14 protein-coding genes, 1 tRNA gene and 2 rRNA genes (1 of these 17 only partly in view) are annotated in these 21,518 nt (G+C 62.2%); 16 read left to right on the forward strand and 1 reads right to left on the reverse strand.

Annotated elements, in window-relative coordinates:
- The 11 genes from ABIC16_RS10060 to ABIC16_RS10110 form a co-directional block, all read left to right on the forward strand.
- Window positions 1–1,911: ribosomal RNA gene (locus tag ABIC16_RS10060) — 23S ribosomal RNA — on the forward strand (it extends 889 nt beyond the left edge of the window).
- A gap of 156 nt (window positions 1,912–2,067) precedes the next feature.
- Window positions 2,068–2,182, forward strand: a 5S ribosomal RNA gene (rrf, locus tag ABIC16_RS10065).
- 85 nt (window positions 2,183–2,267) lie between these two features.
- Window positions 2,268–2,344, forward strand: a tRNA-Met gene (locus ABIC16_RS10070).
- A 518-nt stretch (window positions 2,345–2,862) separates the two neighbouring features.
- Complete coding sequence (locus ABIC16_RS10075) at window positions 2,863–3,519, forward strand: response regulator transcription factor (protein ID WP_277970220.1); 657 nt, start codon at window positions 2,863–2,865, stop codon at window positions 3,517–3,519.
- A 194-nt stretch (window positions 3,520–3,713) separates the two neighbouring features.
- The gene (locus ABIC16_RS10080; protein ID WP_354290969.1) at window positions 3,714–4,916 is read left to right on the forward strand and encodes a cupredoxin domain-containing protein; all 1,203 of its coding nucleotides are present in this window, start codon (window positions 3,714–3,716) and stop codon (window positions 4,914–4,916) included.
- Between the two features lie 138 nt (window positions 4,917–5,054).
- A complete protein-coding gene (locus tag ABIC16_RS10085) occupies window positions 5,055–5,993 on the forward strand; it encodes a multicopper oxidase domain-containing protein (RefSeq protein WP_354290970.1) in 939 nt (312 codons plus the stop codon).
- Between the two features lie 74 nt (window positions 5,994–6,067).
- Window positions 6,068–6,637: an SCO family protein gene (locus tag ABIC16_RS10090; RefSeq protein ID WP_354292298.1), complete on the forward strand. Its 570-nt coding sequence runs from the start codon at window positions 6,068–6,070 to the stop codon at window positions 6,635–6,637.
- Window positions 6,638–7,085: 448 nt separating this feature from the next.
- A complete protein-coding gene (locus ABIC16_RS10095) occupies window positions 7,086–9,080 on the forward strand; it encodes a peroxidase family protein (RefSeq protein ID WP_354290971.1) in 1,995 nt (664 codons plus the stop codon).
- Window positions 9,043–14,361: a peroxidase family protein gene (locus ABIC16_RS10100; RefSeq protein ID WP_354292299.1), complete on the forward strand. Its 5,319-nt coding sequence runs from the start codon at window positions 9,043–9,045 to the stop codon at window positions 14,359–14,361. Before ABIC16_RS10095 ends, ABIC16_RS10100 begins: the two co-directional genes overlap by 38 nt.
- A gap of 24 nt (window positions 14,362–14,385) precedes the next feature.
- Entirely contained in the window at window positions 14,386–16,143 is a 1,758-nt protein-coding gene (locus ABIC16_RS10105) for a type I secretion system permease/ATPase (protein ID WP_354290972.1), read from the forward strand.
- Window positions 16,140–17,453 (forward strand): HlyD family type I secretion periplasmic adaptor subunit, encoded by a 1,314-nt coding sequence (locus ABIC16_RS10110; RefSeq protein ID WP_354290973.1) that lies wholly within the window; start codon window positions 16,140–16,142, stop codon window positions 17,451–17,453. Before ABIC16_RS10105 ends, ABIC16_RS10110 begins: the two co-directional genes overlap by 4 nt.
- A gap of 95 nt (window positions 17,454–17,548) precedes the next feature.
- Here ABIC16_RS10110 and ABIC16_RS10115 read toward each other — a convergent pair whose 3' ends face one another.
- Window positions 17,549–18,169 carry a hemerythrin domain-containing protein gene (locus tag ABIC16_RS10115; protein WP_354290974.1) on the reverse strand — a complete coding sequence of 207 codons (621 nt, stop codon included), beginning with the start codon at window positions 18,167–18,169 and terminating at the stop codon, window positions 17,549–17,551.
- 18 nt (window positions 18,170–18,187) lie between these two features.
- Between ABIC16_RS10115 and ABIC16_RS10120 the strand changes: the two genes are divergently transcribed.
- The 5 genes from ABIC16_RS10120 (at window position 18,188) to ABIC16_RS10140 (ending at window position 21,492) form a co-directional block, all read left to right on the forward strand.
- On the forward strand, window positions 18,188–18,805 hold the full coding sequence (locus tag ABIC16_RS10120) for a hypothetical protein (protein WP_354290975.1): 618 nt from the start codon (window positions 18,188–18,190) through the stop codon (window positions 18,803–18,805).
- Between the two features lie 586 nt (window positions 18,806–19,391).
- Window positions 19,392–19,796 (forward strand): hypothetical protein, encoded by a 405-nt coding sequence (locus tag ABIC16_RS10125; protein WP_354290976.1) that lies wholly within the window; start codon window positions 19,392–19,394, stop codon window positions 19,794–19,796.
- 2 nt (window positions 19,797–19,798) lie between these two features.
- Window positions 19,799–20,263, forward strand: a complete 465-nt coding sequence (locus ABIC16_RS10130) for a hypothetical protein (RefSeq protein ID WP_354290977.1) — start codon at window positions 19,799–19,801, stop codon at window positions 20,261–20,263.
- A gap of 38 nt (window positions 20,264–20,301) precedes the next feature.
- Window positions 20,302–21,072 carry a CPBP family intramembrane glutamic endopeptidase gene (locus ABIC16_RS10135; RefSeq protein ID WP_354290978.1) on the forward strand — a complete coding sequence of 257 codons (771 nt, stop codon included), beginning with the start codon at window positions 20,302–20,304 and terminating at the stop codon, window positions 21,070–21,072.
- 54 nt (window positions 21,073–21,126) lie between these two features.
- Window positions 21,127–21,492, forward strand: coding sequence for a hypothetical protein (locus tag ABIC16_RS10140; RefSeq protein WP_354290979.1), 366 nt, complete (start codon window positions 21,127–21,129; stop codon window positions 21,490–21,492).
- Window positions 21,493–21,518 lie beyond the last annotated feature (26 nt).

The raw sequence follows: 21,518 nt of genomic DNA on the forward strand, positions 1-21,518 counted from the left end.
AGGGGGTAGAGCACTGGATGGTTGCGGGGGTCGCGAGACCTACCAACACTAACCAAACTCCGAATACCTAGGAGTGATATCCGGGAGACAGACGGCGGGTGCTAAGGTCCGTCGTCAAAAGGGAAACAGCCCTGACCTACAGCTAAGGTCCCCAAGTCGTGTCTAAGTGGGAAAGCATGTGGAACTTCCAAAACAACCAGGAGGTTGGCTTAGAAGCAGCCATCCTTTAAAGAAAGCGTAACAGCTCACTGGTCTAATCAAGAGGTTCTGCGGCGAAGATGTAACGGGGCTCAAGACACGCACCGAAGCTTAGGGTGTGCCATTTATATGGTACGCGGTAGCGGAGCGTTCCGTAAGCCTGTGAAGCGATCTGGTAATGGGTCGTGGAGGTATCGGAAGTGCGAATGCAGACATGAGTAGCGATAAAAAGGGTGAGATGCCCTTTCGCCGAAAGACCAAGGGTTCCTGCGCAAGGCTAATCCGCGCAGGGTGAGCCGGCCCCTAAGACGAGCCCGAAGGGGGTAGTCGATGGGAACCACGTTAATATTCGTGGGCCTGGTGGTGTGTGACGGATCTCGTGTGTTGTCGTCCCTTATCGGATTGGGACGGCCTCGAAGAGGTCCCGGGAAATAGCCCCACCGTATAGACCGTACCCGAAACCGACACAGGTGGTCAGGTAGAGTATACCAAGGCGCTTGAGAGAAGTGTCCTGAAGGAACTCGGCAAATTGCCTCCGTACCTTCGGAAGAAGGAGGCCCAACATAGGCGCAAGCTCTTGTTGGGGGCACAGGCCAGGGGGTAGCGACTGTTTAGCAAAAACACAGGGCTCTGCTAAGTCGGCTTCAAGACGACGTATAGGGCCTGACGCCTGCCCGGTGCCTGAAGGTTAAGTGGAGGGGTGCAAGCTCTGAAATGAAGCCCAGGTAAACGGCGGCCGTAACTATAACGGTCCTAAGGTAGCGAAATTCCTTGTCGGGTAAGTTCCGACCTGCACGAATGGCGTAACGACTTCCCCACTGTCTCCAGGACATGCTCAGCGAAATTGAATTCCCCGTGAAGATGCGGGGTTCCCGCGGTTAGACGGAAAGACCCCGTGCACCTTTACTGCAGCTTCAGAGTGGCATTAGGAAGAAACTGTGTAGCATAGGTGGGAGGCTTTGAAGCGTTGGCGCCAGCTGACGTGGAGCCATAGGTGAAATACCACCCTGTTTGTTTCTGATGTCTAACCTCGATCCATGAAACTGGATCAGGGACCCTCTGTGGCGGGTAGTTTGACTGGGGCGGTCGCCTCCTAAAGAGTAACGGAGGCGCGCAATGGTGGGCTCAGGACGGTTGGAAACCGTCTGTTAGAGTGCAATGGCATAAGCCCGCCTGACTGCGAGACTGACAAGTCGAGCAGAGACGAAAGTCGGTCATAGTGATCCGGTGGTCCCTCGTGGAAGGGCCATCGCTCAACGGATAAAAGGTACGCCGGGGATAACAGGCTGATAACCCCCAAGAGCTCATATCGACGGGGTTGTTTGGCACCTCGATGTCGGCTCATCACATCCTGGGGCTGGAGCAGGTCCCAAGGGTTTGGCTGTTCGCCAATTAAAGTGGTACGTGAGCTGGGTTCAGAACGTCGCGAGACAGTTTGGTCCCTATCTGCCGTGGGCGTCGAAATTTGAGAGGAGTTGACCCTAGTACGAGAGGACCGGGTTGAACATACCTCTGGTGTACCTGTCGTTCTGCCAAGAGCGCAGCAGGGTAGCTATGTATGGACGGGATAACCGCTGAAAGCATCTAAGCGGGAAGCCTCCCTCGAGATAAGATTTCATAGAGCCGTCAGAGACCATGACGTTGATAGATCGGATGTAGAAGTGGAGTAATCCATGGAGCTAACCGATACTAATTGCTCTATTCGCGCTTGAGAGTCCCACCATCAATGACAATCCTGGGAAACCAGATGTCGCTGTATGGCGGATGATCAAATGCAACGCCTGATTGAACAAAACTACATCTCACAGACGTAAAGCGTGCACCGATTTTAAGATACGAACCCAACTTCGCTGTTCACCGGCTCCATTGCTTGGTGGCTATAGCGTCAGTGCCCCACCCGATCCCATCCCGAACTCGGCCGTGAAACCTGACTGCGCCCATGGTACTATCACTTAAGTGATGGAAGAGTAGGTCGTCGCCAGGCATTGAAGCCGGTGAGCAGCAAGTTCGTCTCGTATCTGAAGAACCCATTCACATGTCATCTACCCTCGTTCCTTCACAGGAACCGTCGCGGGGTGGAGCAGCCCGGTAGCTCGTCAGGCTCATAACCTGAAGGTCACAGGTTCAAATCCTGTCCCCGCAACCAACCACAACACACAGCCTCGAACGCATCCGCGTCCGGGGCCTTTTTGCGTTTGCTGTCGAAATGCGTCCGTTCGTGGTGAAATCGCCGCCAGTCTCAGGCCGTTTGCTGCAGATCGGCGTCACTTCGTCGCCCGAAAACCGCAGTTTCGGGCGCATCGAACGACGCAGCATCGATTGCTCGAAGCGCTCGAGCATACACGCTCCGGACTCCGCAACACGAATGCTCATCCTATAAGCAAAACCGAGCTGTAGGACATCATATTTGCAGCACAGAGCGCCTCCGCAGCCTGAACTTCGAACCGCACGATCATGATCGGAACAAGGATGCGTCGGCACCGTGGTGGCATCAGCGGGCGCGCGCTATCCACAGACGTTTTCGTCCAGCTGCTGGACGCCTTACGCCATTATGACGATATATAACTCATGCCCCCGATGCGCTATTAATCGGTACGCCTGCTTAGCATACAAACCCGCACAGCTATGGTGGGCGTGTCAGCAGCAATAAACCATGGGGGCACCATGAAAAACGTTGCGATGCTTCAAAACGAAGGCGATTTGCCGTGTGCAATCGTGGCGAGTGGAGCGGAAATATTCCGGTTCGCAATATCCGACCTGATGCGTCGGAGGATATTGATAGACAAGGTTTATGAAGCGTCGAACTGGAGTAATGCGCAATACTGTCTTGCGCACTCCAGCGCGGCGAGCCTGATTATCGTCAACTCGGATGTTATCAAAGGGCAGTGCCATACCACGTTGCGCAGCCTGAGGCTCGCCTATCCGCAGTTGCGGATCGTCGTGATAGGCCAAAGCCAGGAGCGGATGAAGATCCTGGCCTTGGTCAGCGCCGGCGCGCACGCCTACGTCTTGGAAACGACGCCGATGGACGAGATCGCCAGGGCAATTCATATGGTCGTATCAGGTCATATCTATCTGCCGGACAGTGTTGCGAACCTGTCCGTCCCCGAGCAATCGGAAGATCGGTCCAAAGGCCTGCTGACGCGGCGTCAGGAACAAGTCCTCGAGCTTCTGGTAGACGGGGCTTCTACTAAGGAAATCGCGTACCGGCTGAAGCTGTCGGAGGGGACGATAAAGGTTCATTTATGCGGACTTTACAAAGCGTTGGGCGTGCATAGCCGGGCTGGTGCCGTGGCATCGGTGCATGCCCGGGCCTATTAGGGCGCAACCCGTTTGGTGCTGCGGTCGTGCGCCCGACAGCGAGGTGCACGAAGACGAATGCGGGCCTAGTTATCTAACCGGGAGACTAGCCCGGTTGGCCTAATTGATCGGGCAGGGGCGTGCGGCGCATCACGGAGGGGGTGGATGACGGGTCGATCATTCATCGTCTCTTCCGCACGCCGCGAGGGCCAACGATGGATCGCAGGGATTTCATAAAGATCGGCGCTGGAGCCACGACGGTAACGCTCGCGGCAGCGGCGCAGCAATTCATCACGCCACAGGCGACGCCCTTGGCGGTCGTGACGCCGCCGCCGTCGCCGATGTCCCTGTCGACCTTCTCCGCCACGGTCGCCGAGCGCCAGCTGGTGATCGAACCCGTCGAGAAGGAGATGATCGACGGGAAGATGGTCTACATGGTGTTCTATTTCCTGACCACGGGTCAGGCGCAGCCGCCGCTTCGGTATCGCGAAGGCGATCTCGTCTCGATCAGTATCACCAACAACGACATCGTGCCGCATGGCTTTGCGATCACCGGGATTCCGCAGGCGACGATTGCGGCAATCCCACCGGGGGAGACCCGCCTGGTCCCCAGCTTTGCCGCGCCGGTTGGCGGCTCCTATCTGTATCATGACCCGTACGATGCGCCGCTCAACCGTATCCTGGGATTGCATGGCGCTTTCATCGTCGATCCCGCGCTCGGTACGACGGTCGCGGGGTCGCCCACACCGTTCAGTCGGGCCATGCATACGCCGCAGATTGCCGCGGTGTTCGACGCCTTCGGTCGGCATCCGCGCTTTCCGGGCGATAGCTGGAAGCCGCAGGATCCAGCACGTGACAAGCTGTGGCTGTTCTCCCAGACGGATTCGACGATCAACGCGCGTGCAGCATCGGGGGTTCGCATTTCCGGACAGGCGCTGATCGACGCCTTCCTGCCGGACTATTTCCATATCAACGGTTTGAGTGGCTTCGATACGGCGGTCCATACCAGCACCGCCAGTGCCGACTTGGCGGCCGCAGAGGCCATCGAGCCGGTTGGGCGACAGGGCCAGCCGACGCTGTTGCGGGTGATGAACGCCGGGCTCTGCACCCATTCGGCGCATATTCACGGCAACCACCTGTTCGAATGCACCGAGCCGGATGCGAGCGGCGTGCCGTATTGCGAGACCAATGTTTACGAACGCGACGTGTGGATCATGCGGCCGATGGATCGCAAGGACATGCTGCTGCCGTTCGAGCGCCCGCCGGACATCCCGGTCTGGCCGCCGAAGCAGGAGCCGTTTCCGCTGCGCTACGTCATGCATTGCCATACCGAAATGTCGCAAACCGCGGGGGGCGGAAACTACCCGCAGGGACTTGTGACGCATTGGAAAATGACCGGCCCAATCTACACTTTCTGACAGCGGGAACAGAGCATGTGCGCGGATACCGTGAGTTCATCGGGGATCGACTGGACCAAGACCGGTGTGAAGGGGGACACCAATTTCCAGACGTTCGGGTGCAACGTCTTTCAGGAAAGCCCGCCGACGCCCGATCGATTGACGCCCGACATCAGCTTCGTTCGCCAGGTTGTCAGCAGCGGACAGTTGACGGCGCCGAACGGGGCGAGATTGCGCTACTGGGCGTTCGAAGACCCGGCGAACCCGGTGAAGACGCCCTATCCCTCGCCACTGATCCGGGTGCGCGAAGGACAGGTCGTCCACGTCAAGCTGCTGACGGCGAAGAACCAGCACACGATCCATCACCACGGCATCGAGCCGTCGACGATGAACGATGGCGTCGGTCACGTCTCGTTCGAGGTCAAGAACGAATATACCTATCAATGGAAGCCGTCGAACCCCGGCACCTATTTCTATCATTGCCATCGCAACACGCCGCTGCATTTCGAAATGGGCATGTTCGGCGGCCTAATCGTCGACCCGCCGGAGGGGCCGGGTTACCTATACTCGTCGCCCGTGCCGAATGCCCCGAACCAGCGCTATCAAGTCGAGCGGCTGTGGGTGTGCGACGACATGGACATTCGCTGGCACAATGTGATCGGCCAGAACCACGATGCCGGGCAATGCGGTGAAAATGTCGGGATGAACCGCTTCGAGCCGCAATATTTTCTGATCAACGGCGTGTTCAACAACTATACTTTGACCGATCAGAAAGTGGCAGCGAGGGCCAGAATCGGCGAAACCGTCCTGCTCAGAATATTGAACGCCAGTTACAGCATCTTGCGCGTGACGTTCCAGACAACCGTTACCTGCGTGAGTTGCGACGGGCACCGCCTCGGCAAAGAAGCGTGGAACGCGCCGATCGTTTTTCCCGCGAACACCCCGATCGAACTTACCAGCGCCGCGCGGCTGGACTTCCTGTTCAAAGCTACGCGGCCCGGGGTGATCGGCGTGAAGATCGAATTTTTGCACTGGATTACCCGCCGTGTGCAGGATTACGGCCGCGGCGTGGCCAAGACGCAGATTGTCGTGTCATGATAGGCCCTTCGAACAAGCCGGCGCGCGAGGTTTCGGGCGGGCATGATCACGCCGTGATGCCAAGCGTTGCGAAGATGGGCGGGGCATTCGAATTCTCAGATGTTGCCGGGAACCGCATAGCGCAAAGCGATTTCAGGGGACGCTGGACGCTGCTGTTTTTCGGGTACAGCCGATGCCGCGCCAGTTGCCCCGTCGCCATTCCCAAAATGGTGCGAACGGCGGAAAAACTGCGGCAATCGGGCATTGCCGCGCGTGCCGTGTTCATTGACATCGACGTGCCGCCGTTGGGCGTGATGCGCTTTCGTCGGCCGGGTGCCGCCGCGGCGATGGAGGGCCATTCGGGGCATCATCATGGCCACGGAGACCTCGACCGGATCGCAGCGATGCGGGCGCTGGCCAAAGCCTTTGACGGGCGGCTCGTCGTCGCGACCGGGACGCGCGCGCAATTAAATGCGGCAACGCAGGCGTTTGTCGTGGCGCGCGAGCATATTCCGCCACGGCGCGGCGAAGTTGGCCACAGCATCAATCATTCGTCGCTGATCTACTTCCTGGCACCCGACACGCGCGTGGCGGGGTATGCGATGCATGATTGGTCGGTGACGGACCTGGAACAGGCGATACGGCGACTTGCGCATCTAGCCTGACGATCGCGGGGCGGATGGCGGCACCGCAAACGCCTCCAACGGGCTTGCGACGCTGCAATACTGCGTCGAAACCACGCGATCGAGCAGCCATTAGCGTCGGCTCGACCCCGTCTCGGCGCTCACCAATATCGTTATGGTCACGGCAATGGCCGGATTGCCGCAAAACGGCAGCCGACGTTCCGAAAGGATGGGCCACGCGGCTTGCCGCCACAAAACATCCCGCGAAATCCTTCGTCCGGGCGTCCGGCCTCCGCCGCCAGACTAATACGTTCTGCCTAAGAGGCGGCTTAGACCGCGGGTAAACAGCGTATGTCCATCTGCACAATTAACATTCGTTCACCACGATAGGATCATCCGGGCAAGACCACGGTGTCTTGCAATATTGGCCCCGGGAGCGACTCGATCAAGGCCAGTACGGCAAGCGCACCATTTTAGAAGAGGTGCTGCTATGTCCGGTGATTTTACTGTTGATCTTGGCGATCTCAATTTCATTCTGGCGCAAATCAAAATTGCCGAGCGGCATGCCGCCGGTGAATCCCTGCTGAGCATCATGGGTCCGCAAGGGCAACTCATTCCATACGGGCTGCGGACGGTCGATGGCAGCTTCAACAGCCTGCTGCCGGGCAACGCTCTGCTTGGCGCGGCCGATCAGATCTTGCCGCGGTTGACCACCCCGGTGTTCCGTAATTTGAACGACGGGGGTACGTTCACGCCCGGCGCGGGTGCACCGACGCTGACCAATACGAATTATGGCGCACCGGGCAGCGTGGTCGATGCCGATCCACGGCTGATCAGCAACCTGATCGTCGATATGACCAACACCAATCCCGCCGCGATCGCGGCGTGGTACGTCAACGCCCATGCACAGTCCGCCTACGCGGATGCGCATGACGGCAATCCGCCGCCGAACGGCTATATTCCGACCAACGAAGAGCTGTCGCTGATCCCCAATCTATCGCCCGACATCGGTCTCTCGCCTTCGTTCAACGCGTGGATGACCATGTTCGGCCAGTTCTTCGATCACGGGCTCGATCTGATCACCAAGGGCGGCAACGGCACGGTCTTCATTCCGCTCCAGCCCGACGATCCGTCGTACGTTCCCGGCGGGCCCAACTTCATGCCGTTGACGCGATCGACCCAGTATGACGCGAACGGCAATCCCGTCCGGGGCGGTACGGAGACGGTGAACACCACCACACCGTTCATCGACCAGAACCAGACCTATACGTCGCATGCATCGCATCAGGTCTTCCTTCGCGAGTACACGTTTTCGGTCGACAGCGACGGGGACGGGATCAAGGACTCGCATGCCATCGCGACGGGACGCCTGCTCGACGGGGCGATTGGCGGGATCGCGACCTGGGCCGACACGAAGGCACAGGCGCTGTCGATGCTGGGGATCAAGCTCGACGATTACGACGTCCTCAACGTGCCGTTGCTCCTGACCGATCCGTACGGGAAGTTCATTCCCGGGCCCAATGGCTATGCGCAGATCATGCTGAAGGACGGCACGCTGCTCGAAGGCACCCGCGAAGGGGTATCGATCCCGGCCAATGCCTATTCTGCGGGCGCCGCCTTCCTCAACGACATCGCGCATCATGCCGAGCCCGTCCTCGTCGACATGGATCACAATCCGGGCACGCCGGCGGTGCGCCAGACGGCGGATACGGATCTGCTGGACTATAACGGCGACGGCGTTTCGGATGAGGCCGATCTGGCGGCGTGTGCCGCATTGATCGGCGATGCCAATCACGACGGCTGGATTACCGTCGACGATCTCGCCGACGTCAACCTCGACGGCGTCATCGACGCCAGGGACCTCGTCGCGGACGACAACAATCCGCTGACGTACGACAATGAAATGCTCGATGCGCATTACATCACCGGCGATGGGCGCGGCAACGAGAACATCGGGCTTACCGCAGTCCACTCCGTCTTCCACTCCGAGCATAATCGGGTGGTCGAGGCCGACAAGGACACGATCATTGCCTCCGGCGACGTGGCGGTGGTCAACGAGTGGCTGTTGCCCACGGGGACCACGCGCAACGCGATCACACAGGCTGAACTCGACGCGATCAACGCGCTGAGCGGCAGTGCCAAGGCAGCCGCGATCGATGCGCTGAACTGGGATGGCGAAAGGCTATTCCAGGCGGGGCGTTTCAGCACCGAGATGCAATATCAACATATGGTTTTCGAAGAGTTCGCGCGCAAGATTCAGCCGAACGTCGATCCGTTCATCTTCAGCAATACGGCCGATGTCGATCCCGCCATCACGGCCGAGTTCGCGCACGCGGTGTACCGTTTCGGTCACTCGATGCTGACGGATACGATCGAGATTTCGGATCCGTCCGCTGACCACCGAGTCGCTTTCCCTGGTCGAGGCGTTCCTCAATCCCCAGGCGTTCATATCGGCCAGCCTCGATCCGACGACCGGCGTCTATGACGCGGCGACCGCGGCGGGGGACATCATTCGCGGGATGACGCGCGTCGAAGGAAATGAGATCGACGAATTCGTCGTCGATTCCCTGCGGAATTTCCTCGTCGGTCTGCCGCTCGATCTGGCCGCGCTCAATATCGCGCGCGGTCGCGATGCCGGTGTCGCGGCGTTCAACGTGGTGCGCGCGCAACTCTATGCGGCGACGAACGATTCCCAACTGAAGCCTTATACCAGCTGGCTGGATTTCGCGCAGAACATCAAGACCCCGCTTTCCATCGTCAATTTCATCGCGGCCTATGGCACGCATCCGCTGATCATTGGCGAGTTGACGCTCGAAGGGAAGCGTGCTGCGGCGACGCTGCTGGTGATGGGCGGTCCCGACATCCTGGTTCATGCCAACGCCGCGATGGGCGTCGAGGAGCACATGATCCACGTACCGGCGGACCGGCTCGACTTCCTGCAGAGCAAGGGCAGCTGGGCGCCGAACAGCGTCAACGGCGTCAACACGCATGAAACCGGGCTGAACCTGGTCGACCTGTGGATCGGCGGTCTGGCCGAGGAGAAGATGGAATTCGGCGGTATGCTGGGTTCGACCTTCAACTACGTGTTCGAGCATCAGATGGAGGATCTGCAGAACGGCGACCGGATGTACTATCTCAGCCGGACGCAAGGGATGAACCTGCTCAACGAGCTGGAAAAGAACACCTTTTCCGACATGGTCATGCGCAACACCAACCTTGGCGATGTGCATTCGACGCACGTTCCCGGACATTTGTTCGATACCGCGGACTATACGCTCGAACTCGATCCGCTGACGCGGCAGGTCACCCATATCGGTGAGGACGGCGATTTCCTGGCCGGGGGCACTTACGACCCGCAATGGTCCGATGGCTTCCAGCAGTCGATCGATCCGAAGGTCGTGCGCATTGCGCCCGGCGCAGACGTCAACGGCGACGGCTTCGGCGATGGCGGGATGCTCAAGTACAGCGGCGGCGAGCATGTCACGCTTGGCGGCACCGAAGGGAACGACTCGCTATATGGCGACAAGGGGATCGACACGCTGTGGGGCGACGGTGGCGACGATTACCTCAACCCCGGATCGGAATCGGACGAAGTCTTCGGCGGTGATGGCGACGACGTCATCGAGGATCCGTTCGGCGACGACTTCCTGCGGGGTGGCGAGGGTAACGACGTCGTCAGCGCCGGCCCCGGCCTCGACATCATGTTCGGTGGCGGCGGTAGCGACTTCATGGTCGGCAGTACCGACACGAAGGAGATGTTCGCCGGGCGCGGCAACGACTTCCTGCTTGGCGGGAGCGGCAGCGACAATCTGATGGGGAATGAGGGCGATGACTGGCTCGAGGGCGGCGATGGTTTCGACAGCCTGACGGGCGAGAATTCGAACCTGTTCTTCAACAGTCCGATCATCGGCCACGACATCATGGACGGGCAAGGCAACGATACCGACTATGACGGCGAGACCGGCGACGACATCATGCTCCAGGGCGCCGGGATCCAGCGGAACAACGGCATGGCGGGCTTCGACTGGTCGATCCATCAGGGCGATGCCAGCAACGCCAATTCGGACCTCGGTTTGAGCGCAGCGGTCAACCAGCAGGCGTTCACGCTGCGCGACCGGAACGATCTGGTCGAGGCGCTGTCCGGCTGGAAGCATGACGACATCCTGACCGGAAAGCAGACCCCGCTTGGGCTGGTCGGTACGGGCGCGAACTTCTCCGATCTGCTTGGCGACGCCAACCCGCGCATCCTCGGCAATGATCTGTACGAGGACGGGGTCCGCCGGATCGAGGGCTTGCGCGAACTGCTCGACTTCAAGACCTGGGACGCAAGCAACCCCGACGCGCTGGTGATCGACGGCGACACCATCGATGACCTGCTGATCGGTGGTGGTGGTGCCGACGTCATCAAAGGGCAGGCGGGCAACGATATCATCGACGGCGATGCCTATATGCACGTCTATATCAGCGTGCGCGCCAACAAGGATGGCACCGGCGAAGAGTTGTTCCGTGTGGACTCCTTGCGGGAAATCCAGGCGCGTCTGATCGATCGAACGATCAATCCCGGCCAGCTCGTGGCGTCGCGCGAGATCGTCTATCGCGAGACCGTCAATGGATATGCAACGGGTGCGGCAACGATCGGCGAGGGACTGGACACTGCCGTCTATATCGGAAACCGGTCCGACTTCACGATTACGCTTCGCCCCGACGGGCGCGTCAACGTGGTCGACAATGTCGGCGACGAAGGTGACGACATGTTGCGCAACATCGAGCGCATCCAGTTCGCCGACAGCACGGCAGAGATCAATCGTCACCACGTCGGCACGTTCGCGATCGACAACACGACGCCGAAGGTCAACCAGCTCCTGACGGTGACGACCGGATCGTTCATCGATTACGACGGTACGTCGACCTTCTCCCGCCAATGGCAGCATCTCGTCGACGGGGTATGGACCGACATTCCCGGTGCCACGGGGGACAGCTATCAGGTCACGGTCGACTATGTCGGCGAAGCGCTGCGGGTCGCAACGAGCTACACCGACAATCGCGGGTTCAGCTCGACAGGGGTGAACCAGCCAGAGGGAGTCGTCTATTCCGATCCGACGGTCCCCGTTGCGATCCCCGATGACGCGATCGTCGGCGATGGTGGCGCGAATACGCTGACCGGCACGAACGGCGCTGATTTCATGCTCGGTCTGGGCGGGGACGACGTGCTGTCGGGACTAGGGGGGAACGACCGGCTGATTGGTGGCGCGGGGAACGACCTGCTCGATGGCGGCGCGGGTGCAGACACCATGTCGGGCGGCGCAGGCGACGATAGCTATATCGTCGACGATACCGGTGACAGCGTCACGGAGAAAGTCGGTGAAGGAGCCGACACCGTGCGCAGCAGCATCGGTTACACGCTCGGGTCGGACATGGAAAACCTGACGCTCACGGGTGCTTCGGCGATCAACGCGACGGGCAACAGCGCAGACAACGTCCTGACCGGGAACGATGCCGCCAACACGATCAGCGGATTGGCGGGTGCGGACCAATTGTTCGGGCTGGATGGTGCCGACACGCTGAACGGCGATGCAGGTGCCGATTTGCTCGACGGCGGCATGGGTGCCGACAGCATGTCCGGCGGCCTGGGGGATGACACCTATGTGGTCGACAACCTCGGTGACGTGGTGAACGAAACGGGCGGCGATGGCGTGGATACCGTTCGCAGCAGCATCACCTTTACCTTGGCCGCCGCGTTCGAAAGCCTTGCGCTGACCGGTGCTGCCGCGATCAACGGTACCGGCAATGCCGGAGCGAACGTGCTGACCGGCAATGACGAGGCAAACACGCTTTCCGGTCTGAATGGCAATGATACCCTGGTCGGCGGTGCTGGGAACGACGTGCTGAACGGCGGGAACGGTGCGGACGCGATGTCCGGCGGGCTGGGGAACGACAGCTATGTCGTCGACAACGTCGGCGACGTGGTCGATGAAACCGGCGGGGATGGCGTCGACGTCGTCACCAGCAACGTGACCTTCACGCTTGCAGCGGGCGTCGAAAACCTCACCCTGACCAGCGCGGCAGCCATCAACGGCACCGGCAATGCCGAGCGCAACACGCTGACCGGCAATGCGGGCGTAAACGTCCTGTCGGGTCTCGCCGGCGACGACATCCTGTCGGGACTTGGCGGCAACGACCAGCTGATCGGTGGCGACGGCGCGGACAGCCTCGACGGCGGCGCGGGGGGCGACGTCATGCTCGGCGGCCTGGGCGACGACACCTATTCGGTCGACAACGTTGGCGACGTCGTGGACGAAACGGGCGGCGACGGCACCGATCTCGTCCGGAGCAGCGTGACCTTCACGCTCGGCGCGGGCCTCGAGAATCTGACGCTGCTCACTGGCGGCGCACTCAGCGGGACGGGTAATGCCACTGCGAACGTGCTTACTGGCAATGCGGGCGCTAATACGCTCACCGGGCTGGCGGGGAACGATACGCTGATCGGCCTCGGCGGCATCGACCGCCTGATCGGTGGCGAGGGTGCCGATCTGCTCGATGGCGGCAATGGTGCCGATATCATGTCGGGTGGGCTGGGCGACGATACGTATGTCGTGGAGAGCGCTGCCGACCTGCTCGACGAGATCGGCGGCGACGGCATCGATACCGTCAACAGCAGCGTGAATTTCACGCTCGGGGTTGATTTCGAACGTCTTACGCTGACGGGTGCCGCGGCGATCACCGGGCGCGGCAATGCCTCCGCCAACATCCTTAGGGGTAATGCGGCGGCCAACAGCCTGTTCGGCCTGGACGGCGACGATCAACTGATCGCCGGGGCCGGTGCCGATACGCTCGATGGTGGCGCGGGCGTGGACATGATGTCTGGCGGCCTCGGCAACGACACGTATGTCGTCGATACTGTCGGCGACGTCGTGGACGAGACCGGTGGCGACGGGGTCGATACCGTCAACAGCAGCGTCACCTTCACGCTGGCGACGGGGGTCGAGCGGCTTACGCTGACCGGCGTGGCGGCGGTCGATGCCACCGGGAATGCGGATGCCAATATCCTCATCGGCAACACCGGAGCCAACACCCTGACCGGTCTGGACGGGGCCGATACACTGCAGGGCGGCGGCGGTGCCGACCGGCTATTGGGCGGCGGCGGCGCCGACACGCTCGATGGCGGTGCCGGCGCGGACGTGATGGCGGGCGGGCTGGGGAACGATGTCTACAGCGTCGACAATGCTGCCGACGTCGTTGATGAGGCCGGAGGAGACGGTGTCGATATCGTCAACAGCAGCGTCACCTTTACGCTCGGAACGGATGTCGAGAACCTGACCCTGACCGGGGGGCTTGCGATCAACGGATCCGGCAACGGCGGCAACAACATCCTGTCCGGCACCGCGGCGATCAATATCCTGTCGGGCTTCGATGGCGACGACTTGTTGCAGGGTCTTGGCGGCAACGACCAACTGCTGGGTGGTGGCGGCCAGGACCGGCTGATCGGGGGTGCCGGCAACGATCGTCTGACCGGCGGATCGGGGAGCGATGTCTTCCTGTTCGGCACGGGCCAAGGCAATGACACCGTGCTCGATTTCGATTTCGACGCGGTCGGGGGGCAAGACCTGCTCGATATCTCGGGCTTCGGGGTCAATGCCGGAAACTTCGGCGCGCAAGTGCTCATCTCGCAGGTCGGTGCCAACACCGTCATTGCGATCGGCGCGCAGACGATCACGCTGACCGGGGTCAGCGCCGGCACGATCGACCACACCGATTTCGGTCTCTGAGCAGCGGGCGGGGAGGGCGAGGCAATGGGCAATCTCGGTGACCGGCTGCCAGCGGCGGCGCGCGCGGCACTGGCGGGGTGTCGTGGGCATTTCCTCTCCGCGCTGATGTTCAGCGCGCTGGTCAACATCCTGTACCTCGCCCCCACGCTGTACATGATGCAGGTGTATGACCGCGTCGTCCCGACGGGCGGGGTGACCACCTTGCTGGCGCTGACGCTGGTGCTGGCGGCGGCGATCGGCACGATCGCGATGCTCGAGGCGGTGCGGTCGCGCTTGATGGTGAAGGCGTCGATGCGGCTCGACGACGGGCTGGCGCGGGCGATCCTCGCGCGGTTGATCGCCAAGGGGCAGGGCGGGCGTGGTGACCCCTCCTCCGCGCAGGCGATGCGCGAGTTCGATACGGTGCGGCTGGTCATCACCGCGCCGACGCTGATCGGGGTGTTCGACGCCCCCTGGACGCCGATCTATGTGCTGGCCGCGGTGCTGATCCATCCGCTGCTTGGGCTCTTCGTCGTCTGCGCGGGCGCGATCCTCGTTCTGCTGACCGTCTATTCCGATCGGGCCACACGCAGGCTCACGCGAACCGCGCACGGCGCCGCGACCAGATCGGTGATTGTCCAGGAAGACATTGCCCAACATGCCGAACTCATTCGCGCGCTTGGCATGGGGCGCGCGATGGTCGATCGCCAGATCGCCGAGCGGGCGGAGGGCCAGGCGGCAGGCGCCGCTGCGCAAATGGCCACGGTCCGCTACGCCGCGATCGCCAAGTTCATGCGGTTGCTCCTGCAGTCGCTGGCGCTCGGCGTGGCAGCGATGCTCGCGATCGAGCGGCAGATTTCTGTCGGCGCGATCATTGCCGCATCGGTGCTGCTGAGCCGTGCGCTGCAGCCGATCGAAATGCTGATCGGCGGCTGGTCCAACCTGCAAAACGCCAACGAAGCGATCAAATCGTTGAAGAAGCTGCTGGACGACAGCAGCGTCGAGCCCGTCACAACCGCGCTGCCAGCGCCCCAGGGCCGCGTATCGGCGCAGAAGGTCGTGGTGCGCAGTCCAGATGGGGCGAGCGTTCTCCTGAAGGGCGTCAGTCTCGATCTGGAGCATGGACAGATGCTGGGGATCGTCGGCGCTTCGGGTTCGGGCAAGAGCACGCTGATGCGGGTTCTGGCGGGCGGGATCACGCCCGAAGCGGGCAAGGTCATGATCGACGGCGCCGAGACGGGCATGTGGGACGCCGAACGGCTCGCGCGGTACCGCGGGTATGTTCCGCAGGAGCCGGCGTTTCTCACGGGGACGATCGCGCAAAACATCGCGCGTTTCACGACGATCGACCCACGGTACGCCGAGGATCTTGATCACCGCGTGATCACCGCGGCGCAGGTGGCGGGGTGTCATGGACTGATCCTTTCGCTGCCGGGCGGGTATGATTGCCTGATCGGGCGCGGCGGCATCGCGTTGTCGGCAGGACAGCGCCAGCGCGTGGCGCTCGCGCGCGCGCTGTTCGACGATCCGGCGATCCTGCTGCTCGACGAACCCAATGCCGCGCTCGATGCCGAGGGAGAGGCCGCGCTGCTCCGCGCGCTCGACACGACCCGACGGCGCGGCGCCACGATCATCGTGGCAGCGCACCGTACCGGCGTGCTCGCCGCCGCCGATCGCCTGCTGGTGCTCAGCAACGGGGCGGTCGACTGTCAGGGACCCGCCGATGACGTGCTGGCGGTGCTGGCCAAACGTGCGGGCGAAACCGCCGGCAACGTCGTCGGACTGAAAGGGGCCACGGCATGACCGCCATCGATCACACGCCACGCAACGAGATCCGACTTGGGCTGCGGGTCGCCGGGTTGTTCTTCATCGGGTTGTTGGGGGGCGCCGCGATGGTGCCGCTCGACTCGGGGGTCTATGCGCACGGCACGGTCATGGTCTCGGGCAAGCGCCAGGCGGTCCAGAACCGCGACGGCGGCGTGGTAACCGCCTTGCACGTTCGCGAGGGCGCAAAGGTCGTACGCGGGCAGGTGGTGCTCGAGATCTCGTCCGCCGACCTGCATGCCCTGGAACGCGGGATGACCTCGGAGGTGTTGATGCTCTACGCGCAGCGGGAGCGGCTCTACGCCGAGCGCGAGGGGCGCGAGCGCATCGCGGAACCGGTCGAGTTCCGCGATCTGCCGGCCGCCGACCGAACGCTTGCCGATGATGCGCTGCGCGGGCAGCGGCTGCTCCTGACGGCGCGTTTGCGCACGTTGCAGACCGAAAAGGCCGTCTGGATGCGGCGGGCCCATGCCAATGCAGAGCAGATTGGCGGTTTCACGCAGCAGATCGTATCGAACCGCCGGCAGCATGTTTTGCTGACGGACGAGCTGGCCGGGATGCGGGTCATTGCGCTCAAGGGCTACGCATCGGCCAATCGGATCCGCGCGCTGGAGCGGACGCAGGCCGCGCTGGACGGCGAGCGTGGTGCGCTCGACGCGCAAGTGCTGCAGACCCGCGATGCGATCAGCGAGGCGCAATTGTCCGCGGCAGGTGTCGATCGCCGGCAGCGCGAGGAGGTTGAAGGCAGCCTTCGCGACTTGCTCGTCCGCCTGAACGAACTGCGCCCCAAGCTCCTGGCGGCGCGCGAACAGCTCGCCCGTTCGCTGGTCCGCGCGCCGGTGACGGGGACGATCGTGGGGCTGTCCGTATTCACGGTGGGGGGCGTAGTGTCGCCCGGGCAAATGCTGATGGAGATCGTTCCTGAACAGCGCAAGCTTGTGGTGGAGGTGCAGGTCGCACCGGACGACGCCGACGATCTGCGCACGGGGCAGACGACGCAGGTGCGCTTCTCCGGGTTTCATGATCGCGCGATGCCCGTTCTCGACGCCCGCATCGAGTCCTTGTCGGCGGATAGTTTCACCGAGGAACGCACCGGCAACCGCTATTATCGCGCGGAGGCATCGCTGCTCGCGCACAGCGATAGACGGCTGACGGCGCTCAAAGGAGAAGGGGCACTCAAGCCGGGTATGCCCGCGGAAATCCTCATCCCCCTGAAAAAGCGATCCGCGCTCGACTATCTGCTGAGCCCGGTGGCCGAGGGGCTATGGCACGTGGGGACGGAGAGTTAGACGGGATCCACTTGCTGACTATTTTGAAAACGGAGTTCTTGGGGGGCTGTAAAAACTGGCAGAACTCGTTTCTCGCGGTCGATCCCGATGTCGTCTTACCGATCGATCAGAGGGTAGAGTTCATGTTCCTCGCAGCGGATCCGTTGCGCGAGGCCGGCGAGCAGGGCGCGGGTTTCCTGGACGAACTTGGGCCATTCGGAAATGACACGATTGCTCGACCACTGCGCGATGTAATGCCGGAACCGCTGGTCCAGGTCGCCCATCTCGTGCTCGTATCGCGACGCGAGCCGCGCGATCGCGGGATCGACGTGCGCTTTCAACGCTGGATAGACGTGCCGGTCCTCGTGCGCCAAGTGTAGAGCGAGACGATAGCCGAACTGCCACTTGGCCCGTGCCAGCGCTTCCAGATCGGGCACCTCGGTCGCGACGGCCCGTTGCAGTTGAGCGGCGCTTTCTTCCAGGGCGATGTGCTGCTCGCTCAGGGCTTTTCGATCGATCGACATTATCATCATCCTGCTCGCGTCACGCAGGCCGTGACGGCGCATCCCTTGCAACAGCGGGTGCGACAAGGTCTTGCCAACCGCTTGGTAGAAGACACAAAGTATTGTGATCCGCCAGAAAGAGTCGCTCGCATGAATCAACGACGCCCGGTTCCTTCGACCCAAGCTTACCGAGCTGCCGTCAAGGCAATCGTATCGGCGGTTCAGCGGCACCACGCCCTGAACGACGTCGAGTTGGCGGATCGCCTTGGCTGTTCCGCGAGCACGGTTCGGAACGCGAAGAGCGAGCACACCAATCTGGATGCCGTCACGCTGGCGAACATGGAACATCGGTTCGGCCCGGGCACGCTGGACCCGTTCCTCGCGCTCGGTGGGTCGCGCGCTGCGCCGCTGCCCAGCGCCTTGCCTGAGATCGATCCGGTGCTCGACATCGTGACGGCACTCCACCGGCTTATCGCAGCACAGCATGCGAGCAGCGAGCACGGCTACTTCATCACCTCGCAAGAGCTGCTCGCCATTCTGCACGAGCTGCGGGATGCCCGCATCGCGTTCGACACGTTGATCGCGCTTGCCGAGCCGACGATGGCGCACGCGCCGCCGGAGACGCAAAAGTGGTTCAGGGACACTTTCGCGCCCGTATCTGGAACGCCTTCGCTGCATGATGGCGCTGCCGCGCCTATGACTGATGCGGGCGACCGGCCACCGCCCGGTTTCGAGGACGCCGCGCTCGAGCTGACCATCGACCGGCTGGCGGCGCATTATGGCGTTTCGTCCCAACAGATCGAGCAATGGATACGCGTGACCGACGAGCAGATTGCCGCGGGCCTCGCGCGGGACGCGCGATCCGGCTGACAATCCGGACACCTCATGCCGTCGAACCAGCACCACGCGGGGAGAGGAAATGGGGAATGCCCTCGCGCTATAGCGTTTCAACCGTCACGCGACGATCCGTTCTGACCGCTACGGCAGCTTCGCTCGAGCTTCTGCGTGTCGGAAACCGGCGCTGTGTCGAGGGTACCCCTAAACGCTGCGACTTTCCGCGTGAGCGCGTTGCCCTGCAATCGAGGCAGAACCCATTCGCCGCCGTTCTCCGTTGTGCGGACTCGCGGATCGCTCCTGAATCCGCATTCGATAGTCAGCGTGGCGATCTGTTTGACTGACCGCAGAGAAAATCGCGCGTTCCAGCCAGATCATTGCGGAGCGTATCGAGCAGGGCAGGGTCGTGATCCGTGGCGGACAGTATCGGTTGGGAACCGGACAGGTCGATTTCCTCTCAGCCACGTACGAAACGGCGTGTGGCTTGCGTGGGGTCGGTTGCAGCGGATCGATCAGTCGGAGATGCCTTGCCGCGATACGCTGTCGCGGGATCAGGCGACACGACAGACTGTATTGTATTCAGATGTTCGTATGATATGTTGTTGTTTCGATTGGGAGAAGCATGATGGGCTTGCTTACCAAAATTACCGGCCTGGCTATCGCCGGCGCGCTGGTTCTGCCGTTTCCCGCATCAAGTCGTGATCGGGACGACTGGCACCGGGATCGCAACGACTGGCATCGGGATCACCGTCATCACGACGACGATAGTGCGGCGGTTGGCGTCGCGCTTGGCATCGGGCTGATCGGCATTGCTGCCGCGGTGGCGGCGAAGAACAAGCGGCGTGCGGACGACGAGCGCAACGCGTACCAATATGGCTACGGTGGCAGCTATGGCGGTAACGCCTTCTCGCCCGCGCCGGACGTCAATTGCTACAGTAGGGAACGGCGGTGTTACGTTCGTGGCCAGTTCTCCTACGCCTGGACGGACCGCCAGTTTTCCTACGATCCTTACCGCCGGGGATATTGACGATGCGGACCCTGTGCCTCGCGCTGGCATGCGCAGCGACGCTTTCGTTTCCCCTGTCCGCCCAAACCGCGCGCAAGCGGACGGCGCCTCCCGCCACGGTCAACATGGACCTGGCGGTTACCGATGCGGTGCGTACGGTTCTGGCCGGGCAATTCGACGAAGGCCATATCGCAATGCTCCAGGCGCTTGGTCATCAGCAAGCGGTCGCCGCGACGTGCCCTGGTTTTGCAATCGATCCGCGCGCATTCGCGAACGCGTTCGACCTGATCTATGACGGTGCCGACGGGAAACCGCGCTCGCTCAGCGGAGCGCAACGCACCGAGATCGAACGCAAGGCGACGCTGGGTCTTGGCATGACGTTCGGCGGGCAGATTGCGATTTCGGCGAACGATCATACGGCGTTCTGTCGTGCCGCGACGCAGGAGCGTGCCGGCGGCAAGGCGGCGCATCTGGTCTGGGCGAAGTAGCTCACCGGCAACGCGACGGTGGCATCAGGGAACCCGCGATGAGGATACCGCCAAACTGGCCGATCGCCCTGTGCGTCTTCGCGTTCTACAACGCCATCATCTACGCGGTCTGGGCTGTCGTCGGCGCGCGTTATACCGACATGGTGTCTGCGCAGACGGCAGTGACGAGCCTCGATCTCCCGCTCGGCCTCGGCACGCTATTCTGTGTCGCCGTGGTGAGCTGGCTTGGCTGGTGGCGCCCGGTCACGCGCGAGAACACGCGCGGCGGTCCCCGCTGGGCGGCCGTGCTCGTGCTGATCGGGATGCTCGGCATGGCGATCGTAAACGGTGCGGGCACGCAGTGGTCGAGCTTGTCGGTCGCGCACCTCGCGATGCTTGCCATCGCCGGGATCATGGTCGGGTTCAACGAGGAACTCATGGCGCGGGGCGTGCTCCTGACCGGCATCCGCGGCGCGGTGTCGCGCGAGGGGTGGGCGTGGTTCTGGTCGTCGGCGGCGTTCGGGGCGATGCACATCCCCAATGCGCTGTTCGGCATTCCCTGGTACGTCGGGCTGATCCAGGGTGTCGCCGCGGCGATCATGGGCAGCGCGCTCTACGTCCTGCGGCGGGTGAGCGGCGTCATCTGGTTGCCGATGGTGATGCACGGCCTCTGGGACTTCACCTCCTTCAGCGCGCAGGCAACCCATGGCGCTCTGCCGATCGGGGTGCTGTTCCAGTTCGCCACATATCTGTTCGCGATCGTCGCTGTCGTTGCCGTCTTGCGCCACGACGCGAAGACGGGTGTGCGCCACCAGTCTGCGCTATCTTGAACTGACGAGGAGAGACAGACAGTGAAATGCGTTTCGATCTTGGGCATTGCCCTGATGGCCCTCGCGACGCCGGCGGCGGCGCAGGATCCGGTAAAGACGGTTCCGGTGCATTTTGCCAAGGGTACGAGTGCGAAGGCCTATAAGGACAGCATTCGCGGCTATGCCACGGTGAACTATACCATTGCCGCGCGCGCCGGGCAGACGATGACCGTCGCGCTGACGACCAGCAACGGATCGAGCTACTTCAACGTCACTGCGCCCGGTGCCGATGCGGCGTTGTTCATCGGGTCGACGACGGGCAACCGGTTCTCAGGCAAGATTCCGTCCAGCGGGGTCTATACGGTGCAGGTTTACCTGATGCGCAACGCCGCGCGGAGGGGTGAAACCGCCAATTACAGCCTTAACATCGCGGTGAAATAGGGCCGCAGATTGCCGCCGTTGTGCGC

Origin of the sequence: Sphingomonas sp. PvP055 (assembly GCF_040546365.1) — a bacterium.
Lineage (GTDB): Bacteria > Pseudomonadota > Alphaproteobacteria > Sphingomonadales > Sphingomonadaceae > Sphingomonas > Sphingomonas echinoides_A.

Excerpts from the sequence above, each read along its gene's own strand:
- ABIC16_RS10135 (WP_354290978.1), top strand. The coding sequence starts at position 20,302 with ATGAGGATACCGCCAAACTGGCCGATCGCCCTGTGCGTCTTCGCGTTC.
- ABIC16_RS10130 (WP_354290977.1), top strand. The coding sequence starts at position 19,799 with ATGCGGACCCTGTGCCTCGCGCTGGCATGCGCAGCGACGCTTTCGTTT.
- ABIC16_RS10140 (WP_354290979.1), top strand. The coding sequence starts at position 21,127 with ATGGCCCTCGCGACGCCGGCGGCGGCGCAGGATCCGGTAAAGACGGTT.
- ABIC16_RS10125 (WP_354290976.1), top strand. The coding sequence starts at position 19,392 with ATGATGGGCTTGCTTACCAAAATTACCGGCCTGGCTATCGCCGGCGCG.
- ABIC16_RS10110 (WP_354290973.1), top strand. The coding sequence starts at position 16,140 with ATGACCGCCATCGATCACACGCCACGCAACGAGATCCGACTTGGGCTG.
- ABIC16_RS10105 (WP_354290972.1), top strand. The coding sequence starts at position 14,386 with ATGGGCAATCTCGGTGACCGGCTGCCAGCGGCGGCGCGCGCGGCACTG.
- ABIC16_RS10090 (WP_354292298.1), top strand. The coding sequence starts at position 6,068 with ATGGGCGGGGCATTCGAATTCTCAGATGTTGCCGGGAACCGCATAGCG.
- ABIC16_RS10095 (WP_354290971.1), top strand. The coding sequence starts at position 7,086 with ATGTCCGGTGATTTTACTGTTGATCTTGGCGATCTCAATTTCATTCTG.
- ABIC16_RS10080 (WP_354290969.1), top strand. The coding sequence starts at position 3,714 with ATGGATCGCAGGGATTTCATAAAGATCGGCGCTGGAGCCACGACGGTA.
- ABIC16_RS10075 (WP_277970220.1), top strand. The coding sequence starts at position 2,863 with ATGAAAAACGTTGCGATGCTTCAAAACGAAGGCGATTTGCCGTGTGCA.